Annotated in this window: 17 protein-coding genes; 5 read left to right on the top strand and 12 right to left on the bottom strand. The window is 25.6% G+C overall.

Annotated elements, in window-relative coordinates:
- Positions 1–18: 18 nt before the first annotated feature.
- The 4 genes from AAQM_RS03750 to AAQM_RS03735 all read right to left on the bottom strand — a co-directional run bounded on the left by AAQM_RS03750 (position 19) and on the right by AAQM_RS03735 (position 5,053).
- Positions 19–2,418: a diguanylate cyclase domain-containing protein gene (locus AAQM_RS03750; protein WP_228722701.1), complete on the bottom strand. Its 2,400-nt coding sequence runs from the start codon at positions 2,416–2,418 to the stop codon at positions 19–21.
- A 94-nt stretch (positions 2,419–2,512) separates the two neighbouring features.
- A complete protein-coding gene (gene dbpA / locus AAQM_RS03745; RefSeq protein WP_129096241.1) occupies positions 2,513–3,880 on the bottom strand; it encodes an ATP-dependent RNA helicase DbpA in 1,368 nt (455 codons plus the stop codon).
- A gap of 2 nt (positions 3,881–3,882) precedes the next feature.
- Entirely contained in the window at positions 3,883–4,419 is a 537-nt protein-coding gene (locus AAQM_RS03740; RefSeq protein WP_129096240.1) for a DedA family protein, read from the bottom strand.
- A gap of 1 nt (position 4,420) precedes the next feature.
- On the bottom strand, positions 4,421–5,053 hold the full coding sequence (locus tag AAQM_RS03735; protein WP_129096239.1) for a hypothetical protein: 633 nt from the start codon (positions 5,051–5,053) through the stop codon (positions 4,421–4,423).
- A 225-nt stretch (positions 5,054–5,278) separates the two neighbouring features.
- Between AAQM_RS03735 and AAQM_RS03730 the strand changes: the two genes are divergently transcribed.
- Both AAQM_RS03730 and AAQM_RS03725 read left to right on the top strand, forming a co-directional pair.
- Complete coding sequence (locus AAQM_RS03730) at positions 5,279–6,436, top strand: EAL domain-containing protein (protein WP_129096238.1); 1,158 nt, start codon at positions 5,279–5,281, stop codon at positions 6,434–6,436.
- Positions 6,420–7,223 (top strand): hypothetical protein, encoded by an 804-nt coding sequence (locus AAQM_RS03725; RefSeq protein WP_129096237.1) that lies wholly within the window; start codon positions 6,420–6,422, stop codon positions 7,221–7,223. The genes AAQM_RS03730 and AAQM_RS03725 overlap by 17 nt, the downstream gene beginning before the upstream one ends.
- Here AAQM_RS03725 and AAQM_RS03720 read toward each other — a convergent pair.
- Genes AAQM_RS03720 through AAQM_RS03705 form a run of 4 tightly spaced genes read right to left on the bottom strand, consistent with a single transcriptional unit; the run spans position 7,145 to position 9,808 of the window.
- Entirely contained in the window at positions 7,145–8,083 is a 939-nt protein-coding gene (locus AAQM_RS03720; RefSeq protein WP_129096236.1) for a 5-oxoprolinase subunit C family protein, read from the bottom strand. The two genes, AAQM_RS03725 and AAQM_RS03720, sit on opposite strands and share 79 nt — an antisense overlap.
- Positions 8,080–8,754: a 5-oxoprolinase subunit PxpB gene (gene pxpB, locus AAQM_RS03715; RefSeq protein ID WP_129096235.1), complete on the bottom strand. Its 675-nt coding sequence runs from the start codon at positions 8,752–8,754 to the stop codon at positions 8,080–8,082. The genes AAQM_RS03720 and pxpB overlap by 4 nt, the downstream gene beginning before the upstream one ends.
- Positions 8,754–9,491 carry a 5-oxoprolinase subunit PxpA gene (locus AAQM_RS03710; RefSeq protein WP_228254549.1) on the bottom strand — a complete coding sequence of 246 codons (738 nt, stop codon included), beginning with the start codon at positions 9,489–9,491 and terminating at the stop codon, positions 8,754–8,756. Before AAQM_RS03710 ends, pxpB begins: the two co-directional genes overlap by 1 nt.
- A 5-nt stretch (positions 9,492–9,496) precedes the next feature.
- Positions 9,497–9,808 (bottom strand): hypothetical protein, encoded by a 312-nt coding sequence (locus AAQM_RS03705; RefSeq protein ID WP_129096233.1) that lies wholly within the window; start codon positions 9,806–9,808, stop codon positions 9,497–9,499.
- Between the two features lie 208 nt (positions 9,809–10,016).
- Here AAQM_RS03705 and AAQM_RS03700 point away from each other — a divergent pair, with 208 nt between their 5' ends.
- A complete protein-coding gene (locus AAQM_RS03700) occupies positions 10,017–10,835 on the top strand; it encodes a DUF4197 domain-containing protein (protein WP_129096232.1) in 819 nt (272 codons plus the stop codon).
- A 20-nt stretch (positions 10,836–10,855) separates the two neighbouring features.
- Here AAQM_RS03700 and AAQM_RS03695 read toward each other — a convergent pair whose 3' ends face one another.
- The 4 genes from AAQM_RS03695 to htpG all read right to left on the bottom strand — a co-directional run bounded on the left by AAQM_RS03695 (position 10,856) and on the right by htpG (position 15,339).
- Positions 10,856–11,431 carry a hypothetical protein gene (locus tag AAQM_RS03695; protein ID WP_129096231.1) on the bottom strand — a complete coding sequence of 192 codons (576 nt, stop codon included), beginning with the start codon at positions 11,429–11,431 and terminating at the stop codon, positions 10,856–10,858.
- Between the two features lie 77 nt (positions 11,432–11,508).
- Positions 11,509–11,982, bottom strand: coding sequence for a GNAT family N-acetyltransferase (locus AAQM_RS03690; RefSeq protein WP_129096230.1), 474 nt, complete (start codon positions 11,980–11,982; stop codon positions 11,509–11,511).
- A gap of 10 nt (positions 11,983–11,992) precedes the next feature.
- Positions 11,993–13,231, bottom strand: coding sequence for a hypothetical protein (locus AAQM_RS03685; protein ID WP_171920650.1), 1,239 nt, complete (start codon positions 13,229–13,231; stop codon positions 11,993–11,995).
- Between the two features lie 197 nt (positions 13,232–13,428).
- Positions 13,429–15,339: a molecular chaperone HtpG gene (htpG, locus tag AAQM_RS03680; protein ID WP_129095843.1), complete on the bottom strand. Its 1,911-nt coding sequence runs from the start codon at positions 15,337–15,339 to the stop codon at positions 13,429–13,431.
- A gap of 183 nt (positions 15,340–15,522) precedes the next feature.
- On the opposite strand from htpG, the gene aqpZ reads away from it, so the two are divergent.
- Together aqpZ and katG are read left to right on the top strand one after the other, a co-directional pair.
- Positions 15,523–16,221 (top strand): aquaporin Z, encoded by a 699-nt coding sequence (gene aqpZ, locus AAQM_RS03675; RefSeq protein WP_129095842.1) that lies wholly within the window; start codon positions 15,523–15,525, stop codon positions 16,219–16,221.
- Positions 16,222–16,438: 217 nt separating this feature from the next.
- Positions 16,439–18,646 carry a catalase/peroxidase HPI gene (katG, locus tag AAQM_RS03670; RefSeq protein ID WP_129096263.1) on the top strand — a complete coding sequence of 736 codons (2,208 nt, stop codon included), beginning with the start codon at positions 16,439–16,441 and terminating at the stop codon, positions 18,644–18,646.
- Positions 18,647–18,680 lie beyond the last annotated feature (34 nt).

Genomic DNA, 18,680 nt, shown 5'->3' with positions numbered 1-18,680 from the left:
TTTAATTAATTTTCTTCTTTAGAAAAACTCTATTGAATTTTTACCTTGTTTTTTTGCCACATACATTGCAGTATCTGCTTGTTTTATAATATCTTTAACACTAACACTTGAATCATTAAATAACGTTATTCCAATACTTGGTGTTGACACATTTATATGACCTTCAATAGTTGTAATTGAGTTTAACGCATCTTTTATTTTTATAGCTAAATTTGATATATTTGTTTTTGCAACATCCTTATCATTTCCTATATTATCAATTAAAACTATAAATTCATCTCCACCTATTCTAGCTATTGTATCTTCATCTCTTACAACTTCTTTTATTTTTTTTGCAACCATAATAAGTAAAGCATCTCCAACATCATGTCCTAGAGTATCATTTACTTCTTTGAAATTATCTAAGTCAATAAATATTAAACCACCAACTATTTTATGTCTTATTACTTTTGTAATTGCATGTTCAATTCTATCAAGTAATAATAATCTATTTGGTAAACCTGTTAAGTTATCATGAGTTGCTTGATATTCTAAAACTTTTTCTTTATCTTTTTGTTCACCGATATCTATATATTGCCCTAAAAAATGTGTAATTTTTCCTTCTTTATTTTTTATAGCTGTTATTGTAGCTCTTAATGGAATAATTTCATTATTTGCTTTTTTGTTATAAACCTCTCCACTCCAAAAACCTTGAACTTTTAAACTATTCCATAACTCATCACCAAATCTTTTGTCTTGATGTCCTGATTTAAAAATTCTTGGATTTTTTCCTAAAATTTCTTCTTTAGCATATCCCATAGCTGTACAAAAAGCCTGATTTACTTTTATTATATCTCCTATATTATTGGTAATAATCATAGGTTCACTTGATTCAAAAGCATAAGAAGAAAGTCTTAATTCATCTTCTTGCTTTATTCTAATCTCTTCATATTCCATCTTTTCTAAACAATGTGTTATATCATTTACTAACTTATCAAAAAGAACTTCTACTTCTTGGTCAAAAAAATTAGATTCATTTGAATATAAAACCAAAGTTCCAACTATATTATTAAACTTTTTAATAGGAAAAGATGCCATAGAGTTTATATTTAGTTTTTTTGCATCATCATAAAAAATAGAAATATTTTTTTGTTCAAAATTATTTATAATAATACTTGTTTCCCATTTTATAGTTTTTGAAACAATATTATTTTGATTTTTATCATGATAATTTCCTATTTGAGTAATTACTTTTTGTTTAAGTAAACTTTCTTGTGCAGTAATTTCATCATCAACATAATCATATATAAAACAAAATCTGATATTTTCATTCTCAGATAAAAGCTCACAAATATTTGAATATAATCTTCTTTTATCAAAAAATTTTAACAAAAATTTATTCGCTTGATTTAATAATTCATAAATATCTTTATGTTTTTGAACTATCATAAAACTCTTTTGTTCATTAAATATGATATTTCTTAAAACAAAAAGTAAAGATATCAATGTTGAAAAACAAACAAAAAGAAAAATCAAACTTTTATTTCTATCATCTAAAATTTTATCTTGATATTTTTTTGATGACTGCTCAATAGAAGAAATTAAAGAATTAAAAATATTATTAAAATTCTCTAAATTTTCATTTGATATTTTTTCCCATTCTTGAATTTTTAAACTATTATTTGATTGAATATTTTCTTTTATACTATTTTTAATATTAAAAATTTTACTTGTGTGTTCTTCATTAAATTTTATATTTAATTTTTGCATAATTTCTAAATTTATATTTGTATAAAAAAGCGTTTTATTTGAATCTTGAATAAAATAGTTCTCTAAAAATAGCTCATATAATTTTGGTTCTAAACTCTTTTTTGTTAAATAAATCTCAATTAAATCTTTTTCTATTTGTAATGATTCTTCAAATTTTAAAAAATTTAAAATATTTGCAAAATCACTGTTAAGTCCAATATCAAGTTTTACAGGTTTTAATGTTGATAAAGAAGATAAAATTATTTTATTTAAAGAAGTATATATTTGAAAAACTTCTACTAAATCTATATCAAAACTATCCAATTTATTTCTAAAATCTTCTAATTTTTTTAATTCATTTTTATATTGACTAAAACGATTCTCTAAACTTAAACTAGAAATTAATTTTTTTAATTCATCACACGATTTCGAAGTATCTTTTCTTTGTTCTAAAAGTTCTGGAAGTTCAATTTCTGAAAGATGATACTTTACAGATAAACTTCTCTCTTTTTGAATTTGCGAAATCAATTTTTTAACTGCATTTAAATATGTCAAATTATCATAAGTATTATCTACTTCTTTTACTAATTCAACTTTTTCATAAACTAATACAGAACTGAAATATAAGATTCCTAATGCAGGCAATGTAAATATTAATATCATTTTTAAAAATAATCTATTTTTAATCAACATTTTTCCTTTTACAATATGGTATCTATTATATAATCATTTTGATTAACAATTATGAAAAATTTATCTAAATTATGACATATGATTTTTTAAATTATTTTTCATAAATTCTATAATATTTTCCTTTTATTTTTGACTTTGATAATTTGTCTAAAACATACTCTATTTTTTCTTTATTTATAGCAACATAAGAAGCAAAATCTAAAATATCAATTTTTCCAATATCTTCTTTATTTAAACCAATTCCAGCTGTTAAAGCACCAAGAATATCACCTGCTCTTAATTTTTGTTTTTTACCACCATTTATAAAAATTGTTCTTAAATCCGAATCAATTTTATATGATAAATCATCTTCAATATTTGATATATTTTCCTCTTTTATATCACTAAAAGTATCTTTGATAAGTTCAACTCTCTCATAATCATTTGAATTATATAAAGAGATTGCTATTCCACCTTTTCCAGCACGTGCAGTTCTTCCGATTCTGTGAGTGTGAATTTTTTCATCTAATGATAAATCATAATTTATAACTAAATCCACATCATCAATATGAAGTCCTCTTGAAGCAACATCTGTTGCTATTAAAATAGGATATGACTTATTTGAAAATAAAATAATAGTTTCATCACGCTGTTTTTGGTCTAAATCCGAATGTAAAGTTAAAACATCTAATCCCAAATCATATAAATCATCAGCTAACTTGTCACAAGTTATTTTCATATTACAGAAAATTAAAATTGTTTTTGCTTTATTTGATGAAATAAGAGCTGGAATAAGTGCCGTTTTATTTGATTCATCTACATTATAAAATTTCTGTTTTATATGAACTTTTTCTTCATTTTCAACTTTTACAAATTCTGGATTTTTTAATATATTTAAAGCTAGTTTTTCTATATTTTTTTCATAAGTTGCTGAAAATAATAGAGTTTGTCTATTTTTTGGTAAACTATTTATTATTTCAATAATATCATCATAAAAACCCATATCAAGCATTTTATCAGCTTCATCTAAAACCAAAGTGTTTATATTTTCAAGTTTTATATTCTCTTCTTTTATATGTTTTAAAACTCTTCCTGGAGTTGCTACAACAATATGAGCTCCATGAAACAATGAAACAACTTGAGGTTTAAAAGGAACTCCTCCACAAAGAGTAAGTACCTTTAGATTATGAATATGTCTTGAAAGTTTTCTAAGTTCTTGCGCTATTTGATTTGCTAATTCTCTTGTTGGAGCTAATATTAAAGATTGAATTCTGAAATTTTTTACATCAATTTTGTTTAAAAGAGGAATACAAAATGCCACAGTTTTTCCAGAACCAGTTTTTGCCTGAGCTATTAAATCTCTATTTTGTAAACTCAAAGGCAAACTTTTTTGCTGTATTGGTGTCATATTTGTATATTCTAGAGAGTTTAAATTTGCTAAAAACTCTTTTGATAAATTTAATTGTGAAAATTTTTCCATAACTATTTCTCTATTCTTTTAAAAATATATGAAACGATTAAAAATACTACTAAAACTATCCCTAATCCCACATATTTAAAATCATCACTTAAACTAAGTATATACTCACCTGCAACAAAACTTAAATAACCAACTACACAAGCCCATAAAATAGTAGCAAGTGCATTAAAAATTGCAAATTTTGTAGCTGAATATTTTGTAAGTCCCATAGCAAGAGGAATTAATGTTTTTATTCCATAAATATATTTTTGTATAAATACAACAAAAGAACCATATTTTCTCATCATCAAATGAGCAAGTGCTATTTTTCTACCATATTTTCCCATCATCTCTTTTGCATAATTTTTATTTTTTCTAGCTAAAAAAAACAAAAACTGATCACCCAAAAAGTTTGAAACTCCTGCTACTAAAATAGAAATATAAATATTCAAATCTCCAGCATAAGATAAAACTCCTGCAAATACAAGTCCTACAAATCCCCCACCAAAAGAGTATAAAAACAGAGCTAAATATCCCCAGTCCTGAATAAATTGCTCCATACTAAGCCTCTATTCCAAAAAGTTCTAAAGCTTCAATAACATCATCTTCTTCTAAATCTATTAATTCATCTTTTATATTTTCTTGTGCTTTTTTACAAATAAAATCTTTCACTTTTATTCTTACATCTTCAATATCATCAACAATTACAAATCCACTAAATTGAATCTCATTGTCATAGCAAAGCAATACTCCTTCACAAGATTCTTCGATAAATTCACTAATTTGTCTATAATTTATCTCTAAAGCACTTGCATTCCAACCGTAATTTTCAAGTTCTTTATCTTCAAACATCTCAACACCATCACTTTGATGGTCAAAATAAAGCATATTTTCTTTATTCATATCAATTATATTTTGCCAATTTGAAACGGGTTTTATTTTACAATTTGTACCAGTTATCATAGGTTTATAATCTGCAAAAAGTTGATTAGCAATAGCCTTCGCATCTAAAATTGAAGGCATTTGTTTAAACTCCAAATTTTTATAAATTACTGCTTTTTTCTTCACATCATCTAAATTATTATAAATTTTTCCATCAACATCAATAATAATTGAAGATTTTGAAGCATATAAATTTAAAATTTGTGTTATATCAATATTTAGTTCTAAATCTTTTATATTAATTTTTCTCATTTTAACTCTTTCCTAATTCATTAAGTTTTTGGATTCTATCGTAAAATATATTAAATACTAAGTTTTAAAAGTCTTTGGTTTTTTTTTATAAAACTCAAAGAATAAATACATATAATGTGCTAACAAATATCGAAAACTGGGGTTATTTTGTTTTTTTTAAACTTTATAAACAAATACTTAAATAAAAATAATATTAAAACTCTTTTTCTAATTGATATTTTATATATGAAAGATTTAAATGCTATTTATCAGTTCAAAAATGGCGATTATATTATTAGACAATTAAAAGAACTTCTAAAATCAGAAATAAAAAATTCAATACATAAAAAAATTGGTAAAAAAACGAATATTCAAATTAGAAATTCTCATGCTGATGTGTTTGAGATATTGATATTTTCAGATATAAATTTAGAAAAAATCAATGAAATAAAAAATATTATTTATGAAAAGATTGTCTCTTACAATTTTAAATTATTAGATAAAAACTTTTGCATTAATATTGATGTGACAATTAGCTGTTCAAAAAGTTCTGATAAACAGATAAAAGTTTTTGCAGAAAAAGCACTTCATGAAGCAAAATTAAATTATTTACATTATATGTATTTTGATTCAAGCTTATATAAAGAAGATTTTATAAACGAAGATTTATTAGAAATAATAAATTATAGCATCAAAAATAACTTAGTAGAACCCTATTTCCAAGCTATTATGGACAATGAAACTTCACAAATAATCAAATATGAAGCTTTGATGAGAATATACGATAAAAATGGAAATATTTTAGTACCAAACATTTTTATTCATAAAGCTAAAAAATATAGATTGTATAACAAATTAATGCAAATTTTGTTTGATAAAATTATTATTTACATTTTAAAATATAAAATCCATGTTAGTATAAATTTAGATTACGTAGATATTTTAAATCCTATGATAAAAAAAACTTTAATAAAAAAGATAAAAGAACATCAAATAGGCTCATTTTTAACTATTGAAATTCTTGAAAATGAAAAAGTATCAAATTTTAATATGGTAAATGATTTTTTAAAAGAAGTAAAGAAATATGGTGTAAAAATAGCAATTGATGATTTTGGTATAGGTTTTTCAAATTATGAAAATATTCTAAATTTAGAGATAGATTATATAAAAATTGATGGTTCTTTAATAAAAAGAATAAATGAAGATATATATTTAAATCTAATCAAAAGTATAGTTTTATTTTCAAAACAACAAAATATAAAATTAATTGCAGAATATGTAAGTGATTTAAAAACTTTAAGATATGTAAAAAATATACAAATAGATTATTCTCAAGGTTACTATATAGGAAAACCTTTGAGTATTGATGAGTTATTAGGAAAAAAAAATGAAAAAACAACTTGAAAAAATAACAAATTTGACTCTAAATGAACTTTTGAATAATAAAATCATTTTACCATCTTTATATTTTGAAAAATTTGATTATTATGCAAAAGATGTAGAAATAGACTTAGGTAATGAAGATTTTAAATCTGAAATAGAAGATGTAATTATTGATGATTTTAAAACCATTGAAAAGTATATGAGTTCTATCATGACAAATGTTTCTGAGCTAAAAGAAGAAACAAATAATGCAAAAAATGCAATCATAAATAAAGATATAAATAGTTTAAATGATATTTACAAAAATATGATAAGACTAGAAAAAGAAGTAAAAAGATTAAATAATGAACTTTTTATAGATGAAGAAACTAAAATATTTAATAGAAAATGGATTTATACAAATTTTTTAGATGAAGAGTATTTATTTAAAAATAATGGGTTTTTACTTTTAATAGATGTAGTTGATTATTTTTATGTTCAAAAAGAGTATGGAGAGTTATTAGCTAAAAATCTTATTGTTTTTATAATAAACTTTATAAATGAAAATTTTAAAGATGAAAAATATGACTTTCAAATAGCAAGATATTTTGATGATAAAATTTTTGTTTTTATTTTAGAGGAAGATTTTAAAGAAATTAATAACTTTATTATAAACATAAAAAAAATGCTTTCAAATATAACTTTAAAAAGTAATTCTGGACTTCTTATAAAAGCAAATTATAAATTTTATTATGAATTTTTTAAATCAGCTGATGATTCAAAAAAACTTTTTGAGAAGCTTTTTGATTTATCTAAAGCCTCTTCATAAGAGATTTCTTTAAATCTTATTTTTGTATTTGTTCTTGCTTGAGAGAGTTTAAAACAATCTATATTTAAAACTACTCCAATTTTGGGATAACCTCCTATTGTCTGTCTTTGTTTCAATAACACAATTGGTTGCCCATCTTTTGGAATTTGAACACTTCCAAAAGCTATTGCTTCTGAAATTATTCCATCTATTTGACATTTTATTGGTGTTCCTTTTAACTTATAAGCCATTTTATTAAATTCATTTGTTACAAAATAAGATGAATTTAGAAATTTATTTTTTTCTTCTTTAGAAAAATACTCCTCTTGATATGAAAAAACAACTCTTAAAGTTAAATTCTCTTCATAATTTGGAATAAACTCTTTTTTTAGCCTCATTGTGTAGTTACAAACTCTATTTTTATAAGGTAAAATATCCCCTTTTTTTAATTTATCTCCATCTAATCCACCAAGTTTTTCTTTGATAGTTGTACTATTACTTCCAAACTCTTTTTTTATATCAAAACCACCTAAAACAGCTAAATAAACCAAATTTCCACTCAAAATTTTTCCAATTTTTATAATATCACCCTTTTTGATATTATAACTTTGCCAAATCTCTTTTGATTGTTCGTTTATAAAAAACTCGCAATCCGCACCCGTTATTGAGAGTTGAGTATCTTTATTTGCTTCTATTATAAAATTTGAAAAAGAGATTTCTAAAATATTTGTATCTAAGGAATTTTTCAAAAGTTTATTTGCCCAAAAATAAGCAAATTCATCAGAACAACCACTATTTGAAACTCCTAAAAAAGAGAAACCAAATCTTCCTTTATCTTGAATTGTTGCTAAGATTGGACTATTTATAATTTCAAAACTCATAAAATTCCCCCTTGTTTCAAAAACTGCTCTTTTGAAATAGGATTAAATTTTACTTTATTTCCTATATTTAAAACAGATAGATTTTCTAGTTTTTTATCAAAAGGTTCAAAAGCTGTTTTTCCTATAATATTCCAACCTCCAGGACTTTGTTGTGGATAAATAGCTGTTTGAAAATCAGCAATTGCAACACTTCCTTTTGGAACTATTTTTCTTGGAGTTGAAACTCTTGGAACTGCTATTTTTTCATCTACTTTTCCTAAATATGCAAAAGCTGGTAAAAATCCAATAGCATAAACATCATAGATTTTATTTGAATGAAGAGAAATTATATTTTCAATAGAAAGATTTTTTTCTAAACTAATTTTTTCTAAATCAAAACCAACTTCCTTCCCATAATAAACATCAATAGTTATGATTTTTTCATCTAAAATTAAATCTAAATCTAAATTTATATTTTTTTCTAATAAACTTTTTAGACTTTCATAATCATATTTAAATATATCATAAGAGATAAAAATAGAAGTATATGAAGGAATAATCTCTATAATTCCTTCAAGTGTTAAATTTTTTATACAGAAATAGGCTTTTTTTACATTTTGAGAGATTTTTTCATCTATAGAATTTCCAAAATAGATAATTAAAGAATCAACACTTACAATTTTAAAAATCATCAATAAAGTGCTTTTCTAAGAAGTTTTATGAACTCTAAAGCTTTATCATTATCTCCATGAACACAAATAGAATCTGCTTTTAAAAATAGCTTTTTGCTATTTGTACTATATAAATAGCCTCTTTCTTTAATCAATTTTATTCTATCTGCAACTTGTAATTCATCTTGAATAACTGCATTTTCGTAACTTCTTGCTACTAAACTTCCATCATCATTGTAATTTCTATCTGCAAAAACTTCATAAATAAGATTTATACTATAAAGTTTTGCCGTGTAATCATAAGCTTCATTTTTTGGACCTGAAAGAATCATAAGCTTTATATTTTTATCATAAGATGAAATAGCATTTAAAATTGCTTTAAAAATATTTTCATCTCTCATCATATCATGATACAAAGCACCATGTGGTTTTACATAAGATACAGCTGTTCCATGGGCTTTACAAAAAGCACTTAAAGCTCCTAATTGATACAAAATGATTGATTTAATCTCTTCTAATGAACACAAAATACTTCTTCTACCAAAACCTTGTAAATCTTGATAAGAAGGATGAGCTCCTATTGTTACATTGTGTTTTTTTGCTAGGGAAACTGTTCTATTCATAGTTAATGCATCACTTGCATGATAACCACAAGCAAGATTTGCCATATCAATTAATGGCATAATCTCTTCATCATTTCCCATTTTCCAAACACCAAAACTCTCACCCATGTCACAGTTTAATCTAATTGCCATAATAAATCCTAATATTGATAAATATGATACTTTTTGTTTTCTGCTGCTTTTCTTTGTTCTATTTTTTTATAAACTTCTAAAGCTTTTTGTTTTTGTTCTTGATTTGTTTCATTTGTTAAATACTCTTTTATTAACTCATCTAATACCAAAATATATACTATTGAATTTAGTCTCATTGAATCTTCATTTCTCATCAATTTATCTAAATCTATAGCATAAACAGCCTCAGAAAAAGTAAAAAACAATCTTTGTTTTATATCTTCTAATCGATATGAATACCCTAAAATAGTAAGAAAGTTTTCTTCATACTCTTTATGCATATTTAACTCTTTTAATTTTTCACTAAAAGAAGCAATTTTCTCTTTATGTTTTGAAGCAATTTCATCTGATTCTACAATTTTATTTTTAAAATAATAAATAAAATTAGAAATTTCATTAATTAGTTCTATTTTTTATCCTTTTTCACAATTATTACATCAACTCTATTATATAATGAAATTTATAAAATAAAAAATATTAGGAATAATTATGAAAAAATCAATCATCGCTTCAACTATCATTTTATCTACAACTTTTACTTTTGCCTTAGATTTAGGTTCTATTGCAAAAGGTGTTGCAGAATCTGTAATAAATGAAAATCAAACAAATACAACATTAAAAAACAACAATACAAATTCAAATTTAGATAATTCTACAGTTACAAGTGGATTAAAAGAGGCTTTAAAAGCTGGAGTTAACTATGCAACAACACAATTAGGTTCAAACAATGGGTACTTAAATAACTCATCGGTAAAAATACCTCTTCCTGATAATCTTGCAAAAGCTGAATCACTTATTAGATCAGCAGGTGGAGATAAAATGGCTGATGATTTAATAAACTCAATGAATAGTGCTGCGTCAAAAGCAGCTCCACAAACTACTGAAATTTTTATAGATGCTATCGATAAAATGAGTTTAGCCGATGCTCAAAAAATTCTAAATGGTGGAGATAATGCTGCAACTAATTATTTTAAAGCAAATACTACTGAATCTTTGAAAAAATCAATTTTGCCAATAGTTCAACAAACAATGAAAGAAAATCAAGTAGCTGGTTATTATGATATGTTAAATAATTTATATAAATCAAATGTAAAAGATTTAGTTGAAAATAGTTCAGTTATGGGAATGGCTAAAAACTTTGGGGTTGATTCTTATATTCCTGGAAATTCAGATGAAAGCCTAGATGAGTTTGTTACAACAAAAGCAATTGATGGATTATTTACTATGATTGCACAAAAAGAAACTGGAATCAGAACAAACCCTGTTGAACAAACAACTTCAATATTAAAACAAGTATTTGGAAAATAAACTAAGAGTATTCTCTTAGTTTAAGAACTAATCCCAAAATAACTTCTCATTGCATTATTTTTAACTAAACTTACATTTATATCTAAATTTAAATTGCTATTTTTTTCTAATGTATATTTATAATCTTTTTGGAAATTTTTTAAAAGATTTTCATAAAGTTCTGATTGTTTATCAATAATAAAAACATCTTTATTTATTTCATAGATGTAAATTATATTTAAAATGTAATTACCATCTATTTTGTATGTTAAAAATTCATAATGATTAAACTCTTTTTTTTCAAGTAAATCCATATTTCTTATTTTTAGATTTTCTTTTAATAAAGAGATAAAAGAGCCTAAAGCTTGAGAATTCCAAGAAACATCACTATCTATGTGAATATATTCAATAAATAAATCTTTCGTTTTTAAAGTATAAGCTTCTAAAACATAAGAATCATGTCTTGTTTTTGTTTCCACATTTGAAATAGGATATTTATAAAAATTGTCAGAATCTATCTTGAATTTTAACTCATTTTCTTCAAGTGAAAAATAAGGTCTTGATAACTTTGTGATAGTTTTAAAAACAGATTTTAAAGTATCAAGTATAATTCCCATATTTATAACCTTTTATTATATTTAAAAAGTGTACTTTAACATAATAGTTTTTTTTATTCAAGGTTATTAAATAAAAATTAAATAAATTTTTTTAAACTTTCACCTTCAAGTCTATAACCAATCCATTCAGTTTTAGCAACTGCACCAAAACTTTCATAAAACTCCCTTGAAGGAGTATTCCAATCCAAACAAGACCACTCAAATCTACCGCAGTTTTCTTCAACTGCTTTTTGAGCTAAATATTTTAAAAGAGCTTTTCCAGCACCTCTTTTTCTTTTTGATTCACTAACATATAAATCCTCAAGATAAATACCTTTTTTCCCAAGCCATGTTGAGTAGTTGTAAAAATAAACAGCAAAACCAATAGCTACGCCCTCTTCTTCACAAATCAAAGCATAAGCTGTTGCATTTGGAGAAAAAAGTGATTTTTCTATTTCACTTACTGTTGTTTTTACTTCATTTGGTGCTTTTTCATAAATGGCTAGTTCTATTATAAAATTGAAGATTTTTTGGGAGTCTTGTGGGGTTGCTTCTCTAATTTTTAGGGGCATTACTTGTCCTTTAGTTAAATGGTTTGTACATAATAAAGTTATATATTGTTAATAAAAAAGATTTAATTCCCATTGGCAAATACATAGTATTTATTCCATCAAAATAAAAAAATAAATATAAAAAAGCTGATGAAAAATAAAAGAATGAAACCCAATTTCTAAATATATTCAAGTAGAAAATAATTAAAATTTTCAAATCTTTTTTCAATTCTAAATTATTACTAATTTTGGGTACTCTAATTGCATTTGAACCTAAAAATATAAATATTGTAGAAAGTACAATAGATAATTGAAAAATTCTCCAAATTTCAAAATTAGAAATATCAATATAAAATAGAATTAAAAACTGAGTAAAAGGGATATTTAAATTCATAAAATCTACATAATTAAAATATGAATATATAAATCCTAAGAGAGTTACTAAAGCTAAAATAAATCTCCATTTAGCCAAATAAGTTTCATACAATGAAGATAAAAATTCGCCAACTTTTTGTGAATTATCTTCTATTATTGAAGGTGTTTTTACTAAAAATAATAAAGGAATATAAAACCAAAATGTTGATTTGATACTAAATCTATAAAACAAAGCAAATAAATATAAAATAAATGTAATTACTATTCTATTAAAAAATATATATAAACTTTTTTCATCTTTAATATTTTTAACAAAAAAAGAAATTTTAATATCATTTGAAATTCTATAATCTTCTTCAATATTAACTATTATTTCAGGAGTTTTATAAATATCTAAAATAAAACAACTATATATCCAATTTAAAGATATATTTCTAATTCCAATAAAAAAATATTTTGTTGTAGCTGATATTTTAAATAGTGTTGCGTAAAATATTATTGGAAAAATATCACTTAAATATATCAAAGAAAAAAAGAAAGTTAAGCTTAATAAAATAATAGTATTAAAAGACATCTCTTTATTCAAAAAAAAGAAAAAATAAATAGCAAAGAATAAAAGAAATATGAAAATATCAAATTTTATATTAGATTTACAAAATAAAAAAACTTTCTTGTTAAAAAAAACTTTTGAAAATTTATCTAATACAAACTTTATAGAATATTCAGATTTTAACAATAAAAAAGGAGCAATAAATATACTTGTTATAATATGTAAATAAAAATCATAATAAACAGCAATTCCCCAATATAAAGAAATAGCAAAAATAATTTCTAGAATAGCTAAAAAAGAGATTTCTCTATTTAGTATAGAACTTTCAGAAGAGTGCCAAACCAAAATAATCCTTATTGAAAAATTATTTTATTGTACTAAAAATGCACTAAATTATTTATTTTTATATTTCGAGATAAAAGAGCTAGTTGTATGTAGATTCAAGGCGCAAAGAGTTTTTTTTGATTGAGCGTACATTAAGTACGTGATTGAGAAAAAAACTATTTGCAACGCAGAAGATGCGTGCAAATAGTTCTTTTATTTTATAAAGCTTTTGCAGTAATTCTTGATAATCTTTGAGCAAAAGCTACAGTATCTGTAATTTCCATACCTTCACTTAATTTTGCTTGGTCTAGTAAAATCCAAGAAACATCTTCGATTGTTGATTCATCTGCACAACCATTTAATTTTTTTACGATTTCATGGTCTGGATTGATTTCTAAGATTGGAGCACTTTCTGGCATAGCTTGTCCCATTTGTCTAAACATATGAGCTATTGCTGCCATTTGAGCATCTGCTGCATCTTTTACTACGCATGATGGTGATTCACTTAGTCTATTTGTAACTTTTACATCTTTAACGGCATCACCTAATTTATCTTTGATTTTTTTAGTGATATCTTGGAATTTCTCTTCAACTTCTTTTTTCTCTTCTTCTGTTTGTTCAACTTTTGGAGGCTCACAAGCTGTAATATCTTTGAATTCCCACTCTTTATAAGCACCAATTGCAGGAGTTATAATCTCATCTATTTCTTTATCATCTAAAATTAAAACTTCAATATCATTTTTCTTATATGATTCTAATAATGGAGAATTTCTTAATACTTTTTCATTTTCTCCAATGATATAATAGATAGCTTTTTGTTCACTATTTGCTCTTTCTTTATAAGCTTCTAATGAAGTCATTTTTCCAATTTCAGTTTTTGTTGATTTGTATCTTAAAAGTTCTAAAATTGTCTCTTTATTTGTATAATCTTGGTAAACACCCTCTTTTAAAGGTCTGATATATTGAGCTATAAACTCAGCATATTTTTCTTCATCTTTAGATAATTTTTTGATTTCAGAAAGAATTTTTTTAACACTTCCTTGTTTGATATTTGCTAAGATTCTATTCTCTTGTAAAATTTCTCTACTTACATTTAGTGGTAAATCTTCACTATCAATAATACCTCTTACAAATCTTAAATAAGTTGGTAATAACTCTTTTTCATCATCTGTGATAAATACTCTTTTAACATATAGTTTAACACCACTTTGGAAATCTGCTCTATACATATCCATAGGTGCAATTTTTGGAATATAGAAAAGTGTTGTATATTCATTTACACCCTCTGTTTTTGTATGAATTGTAAGCATTGGGTCTGAACTATCATGAGAAATTGATTTATAAAAATCGTTGTAATCTTCCTCTTTTAGTTTTGATTTTGGTTGCATCCATAAAGCTGTTGCTTCATTGATTTTTTCTCTTTTTTTCTCTATAGATTTTTTAGCTTCTTTACCTGCTTTTTTATCATCTTCGCTTAACTCTTCTGTTACTTCTTCACTATAATTTAAGAAAATTGGATATGCAATATGATTAGAATATTTTCCAACTATATTTTTGATTCTATATTTAGAAGCGAATTCACTTACTTCATCATCTTTTAATTTGATATAAATAACTGTTCCATTCGTCTCTTTTATACAAGGTGCTAGATCAAACTCTCCTGTTCCATTGCTTGACCATTTATAAGCTGTTTCAACTCCTGCTTTTTTAGAGATAACATCTACTTTATCTGCTACCATAAATACTGAATAAAAACCAACCCCAAATTGACCGATTAGATTTGAATCTTTTTTTGCATCACCTGTTAAATTTTCAACAAATGATTTTGTTCCTGATTTTGCTATTGTTCCAATTGAAGCTATTAAATCAGCTTCATTCATTCCAATACCATTATCTATAATAGTTAAAGATTTATCAGCTTCATCAAAAGTGATATTAATTTCACCTTTCCAATCTGCAAATTTATCTTTTAAATTTTCATCTGTTAATCTTAAATAGTTTAATTTATCAATAGCATCACTTGCATTTGATACAAGTTCTCTTATAAAAATCTCTTTATTTGAGTATAAAGAGTGTGTCATTAAATGTAATAATTGTCCTACTTCTGTCTGAAATTGATGTTTTGCCATTCTAATTTCTCCTATAAATTTTAAATTTTTTTAGAACTTAATTTTATCGCAACTTTATAAAACTAAGCTAAAGTTTTTGTAAGAATTAGCACTTTTAAACAATGAGTGCTAAAGATATTTGTAATAATCTTTTTAGTTACTTTATTATAATATTTTATTACATTTTTAAAGGAGAAAATTCTAATGAATTTAACAAAAAAATTAGTTGCAGAATTTATAGGAACTTTTTGGTTAGTTCTTGGTGGTTGTGGGAGTGCTGTTTTAGCAGCTTCTTTTCCAGAACTTGGTATTGGTTTTGTAGGTGTTTCACTAGCTTTTGGTCTTACTGTTTTAACAATGGCTTATGCAATAGGTCATATTTCAGGTTGTCATTTAAATCCCGCTGTTTCTTTTGGTTTATGGACAAGTGGAAGATTTTCAACTTCAGAACTTTTACCTTATATCTTTGCACAAGTTTTAGGTGGAATTGCAGGAGCATTTATATTATACATCATTGCATCAGGAAAAGCAGGATTTGATATAACAGCAGGATTTGCATCAAATGGTTATGCGGAACATTCACCAAATGGTTATAGTTTAATTTCTGTTTTAGTTGCTGAAATCGTAATGACTTTTATGTTCTTACTTGTTATTTTAGGTTCAACAGATAAAAGGGCACCTAGTGGATTTGCACCTATTGCTATTGGTCTTGCCTTAACTTTAATACACTTAATAACTATTCCTGTATCAAATACATCTGTAAATCCTGCTAGAAGTACAGCTGTTGCTATATTTGAAGGAACTTGGGCAATGGAACAATTATGGTTGTTTTGGATAGCACCTATTATTGGTGCTATCCTTGCTGGAATTGTATACAAATTATTTGAAAGTAATGAAAATTAAACTTATTTATATTTTTTAATTTCCATAAAAAGTGCTAAGGTGATTAAAGCTTTAGCACTTTTTTTATATAAAAAAAGTGCTAAGGTGATTAAAGCTTTAGCACTTTTTTTATATAAAAAAATTATAGGAAAAAAATTATCCGATAATAAATAATATTAATATTTCTTTAAAGTTTTTAAGAGTAGAATTGTTATTGATATTAAAACAAGGAGAGAACATGGCTGGTAAATGTCCTATGGGATTTGGAAGTAGTAATCCAATGGCAAGAAATGGTGGTACATCAAACAAAGATTGGTGGCCTAATCAATTAAATTTAAAAATTCTTTCTCAACACTCAAATAAAGTTAATCCTCTAGGAGAAGATTTTGATTATGCAAAAGAGTTTGCAAAGCTTGATTATGATGCTCTAAAAGCTGATTTAACAGCCTTAATGACTGATTCTCAGGAATGGTGGCCTGCTGATTATGGTCATTATGGTCCATTATTTATTAGAATGGCTTGGCATAGTGCAGGAACTTATAGAACAGCTGATGGTAGAGGAGGAGCTAGTACAGGAAGTCAAAGGCTAGCTCCATTAAACTCATGGCCTGATAATGCAAACTTAGATAAAGCAAGAAGACTTTTATGGCCTATAAAACAAAAATATGGAAATAAAATATCTTGGGCTGATTTGATGATATTAGCTGGAAATGTTGCAATTGAATCTATGGGATTAAAAACATTTGGTTTTTCAGGTGGAAGAGTTGATGTTTGGGAACCTGAAGAGGATATTTATTGGGGGAAAGAAGCTGAATGGCTAGCTACTAGTGATAAAGAAAATAGTAGATATCAAGGTGAGAGAGATTTAGAAAATCCACTTGCAGCAGTTCAAATGGGACTTATTTATGTAAATCCAGAAGGTCCAGATGGAGAGCCTGATCCTATAAAATCAGGAATTGATATAAGAGAAACTTTTAAAAGAATGGCTATGGATGATGAAGAAACAGTAGCACTAACTGCTGGTGGTCATACTTTTGGAAAATGTCATGGTGCAGGGGATGCTGCAAATGTTGGAGCTGAACCTGAAGCTGAGGGATTAGTTGCACAAGGTCTTGGATGGCTTAGCAAATTTTTAAGCGGTAAAGGTGATGATACTATCACAAGTGGAATTGAAGGTTCATGGACAGCAAATCCAACAAGATGGGATAATGAATATTTTGATATTTTATTAGGTTATGAGTGGGAATTAGTAAAATCTCCTGCTGGAGCTTGGCAATGGCAACCTATAAATCCAAAAGAAGAACATTTAGCACCTGCTGCTCATAATCCAAATAAAAAAGTAACTACTATTATGACAACTGCTGATATGGCTATGAAAATGGATCCAATTTATGGAGAGATTTCAAAAAGATTCCATAAAAATCCAGATCAATTTGCTGATGCATTTGCAAGAGCTTGGTTTAAATTAACTCATAGAGATTTAGGACCAAAATCAAAATATATGGGTCCTGAAGTTCCAAATGAAGAACTAATTTGGCAAGACCCAATTCCAGCTGTAAACTATGAAATGATTGATGAAAATGATATAAAAACTTTAAAAGATAAACTTTTAGCTTCAAGTTTAGGAGTATCAAAATTAGTATCTCTTGCGTGGGCAAGTGCTAGTACATATAGAGATTCAGATAAAAGAGGTGGAGCAAATGGTGCTAGAATTGCACTTGAACCACAAAGAAGTTGGGAATCAAATAGTAGTTTAGATTTAGATGAGAGTTTAAAAGTTTTAGAAACTATTAAAGATGAATTTAACTCTTCAAACTCTAGTAAAAAAGTTTCACTTGCTGATTTAATAGTTTTAGGTGGAACTGCAGCTGTTCAAAAAGCTGCACTTGATGCAGGATTTGAAATAGAAGTTCCATTTACTGCTGGTAGAGCTGATGCAACTCAAGAGCTAACAGATGTTGAATCATTTGGTTATTTAGAGCCAATGGCTGATGGTTTTAGAAACTATCAAAAAACAAAATATACAGTTAGCACAGAAGAGTTACTAATAGATAAAGCTCAATTATTGACTTTAACAATTCCAGAAATGACAGCATTAGTTGGTGGAATGAGAGTATTAGGAACAAATCATGAAAATAGTGATTTAGGAGTATTTACTTCAAATGTTGGAGTTTTAAGTAATGATTTCTTTGTAAATTTACTTGATATGAACAATGTTTGGTATCCAACAACACCATCTGAAGATAGTTTTGTTGGAAAAGATAGACAAAGTGGTTCGATAAAATACTCTGCAAGTAGAGTTGATTTACTATTTGGTTCAAATTCACAATTAAGAGCAGTTGCCGAAGTTTACGCACAAGAAGATTCAAAAGAGAAATTTGTACAAGATTTCGTAAATGCTTGGACAAAAGTGATGAATCTTGATAGATTTGATATTCAAAAATAAAAAATATAGCAGTTTTTAACTGCTGTATTTGACT

This window comes from Arcobacter aquimarinus, assembly GCF_013177635.1.
Classification (GTDB): Bacteria; Campylobacterota; Campylobacteria; order Campylobacterales; family Arcobacteraceae; genus Aliarcobacter; species Aliarcobacter aquimarinus.
The sequence above is the reverse complement of the archived record's forward strand: the minus strand, read 5'-3'. Positions and strand labels throughout refer to the sequence as shown.

Excerpts from the sequence above, each read along its gene's own strand:
- dbpA (WP_129096241.1), bottom strand. The coding sequence starts at position 3,880 with ATGGAAAAATTTTCACAATTAAATTTATCAAAAGAGTTTTTAGCAAAT.
- AAQM_RS03740 (WP_129096240.1), bottom strand. The coding sequence starts at position 4,419 with ATGGAGCAATTTATTCAGGACTGGGGATATTTAGCTCTGTTTTTATAC.
- AAQM_RS03735 (WP_129096239.1), bottom strand. The coding sequence starts at position 5,053 with ATGAGAAAAATTAATATAAAAGATTTAGAACTAAATATTGATATAACA.
- AAQM_RS03730 (WP_129096238.1), top strand. The coding sequence starts at position 5,279 with ATGAAAGATTTAAATGCTATTTATCAGTTCAAAAATGGCGATTATATT.
- AAQM_RS03725 (WP_129096237.1), top strand. The coding sequence starts at position 6,420 with ATGAAAAAACAACTTGAAAAAATAACAAATTTGACTCTAAATGAACTT.
- AAQM_RS03720 (WP_129096236.1), bottom strand. The coding sequence starts at position 8,083 with ATGAGTTTTGAAATTATAAATAGTCCAATCTTAGCAACAATTCAAGAT.
- pxpB (WP_129096235.1), bottom strand. The coding sequence starts at position 8,754 with ATGATTTTTAAAATTGTAAGTGTTGATTCTTTAATTATCTATTTTGGA.
- AAQM_RS03705 (WP_129096233.1), bottom strand. The coding sequence starts at position 9,808 with ATGCATAAAGAGTATGAAGAAAACTTTCTTACTATTTTAGGGTATTCA.
- AAQM_RS03700 (WP_129096232.1), top strand. The coding sequence starts at position 10,017 with ATGAAAAAATCAATCATCGCTTCAACTATCATTTTATCTACAACTTTT.
- AAQM_RS03695 (WP_129096231.1), bottom strand. The coding sequence starts at position 11,431 with ATGGGAATTATACTTGATACTTTAAAATCTGTTTTTAAAACTATCACA.
- AAQM_RS03690 (WP_129096230.1), bottom strand. The coding sequence starts at position 11,982 with ATGCCCCTAAAAATTAGAGAAGCAACCCCACAAGACTCCCAAAAAATC.
- htpG (WP_129095843.1), bottom strand. The coding sequence starts at position 15,339 with ATGGCAAAACATCAATTTCAGACAGAAGTAGGACAATTATTACATTTA.
- aqpZ (WP_129095842.1), top strand. The coding sequence starts at position 15,523 with ATGAATTTAACAAAAAAATTAGTTGCAGAATTTATAGGAACTTTTTGG.
- katG (WP_129096263.1), top strand. The coding sequence starts at position 16,439 with ATGGCTGGTAAATGTCCTATGGGATTTGGAAGTAGTAATCCAATGGCA.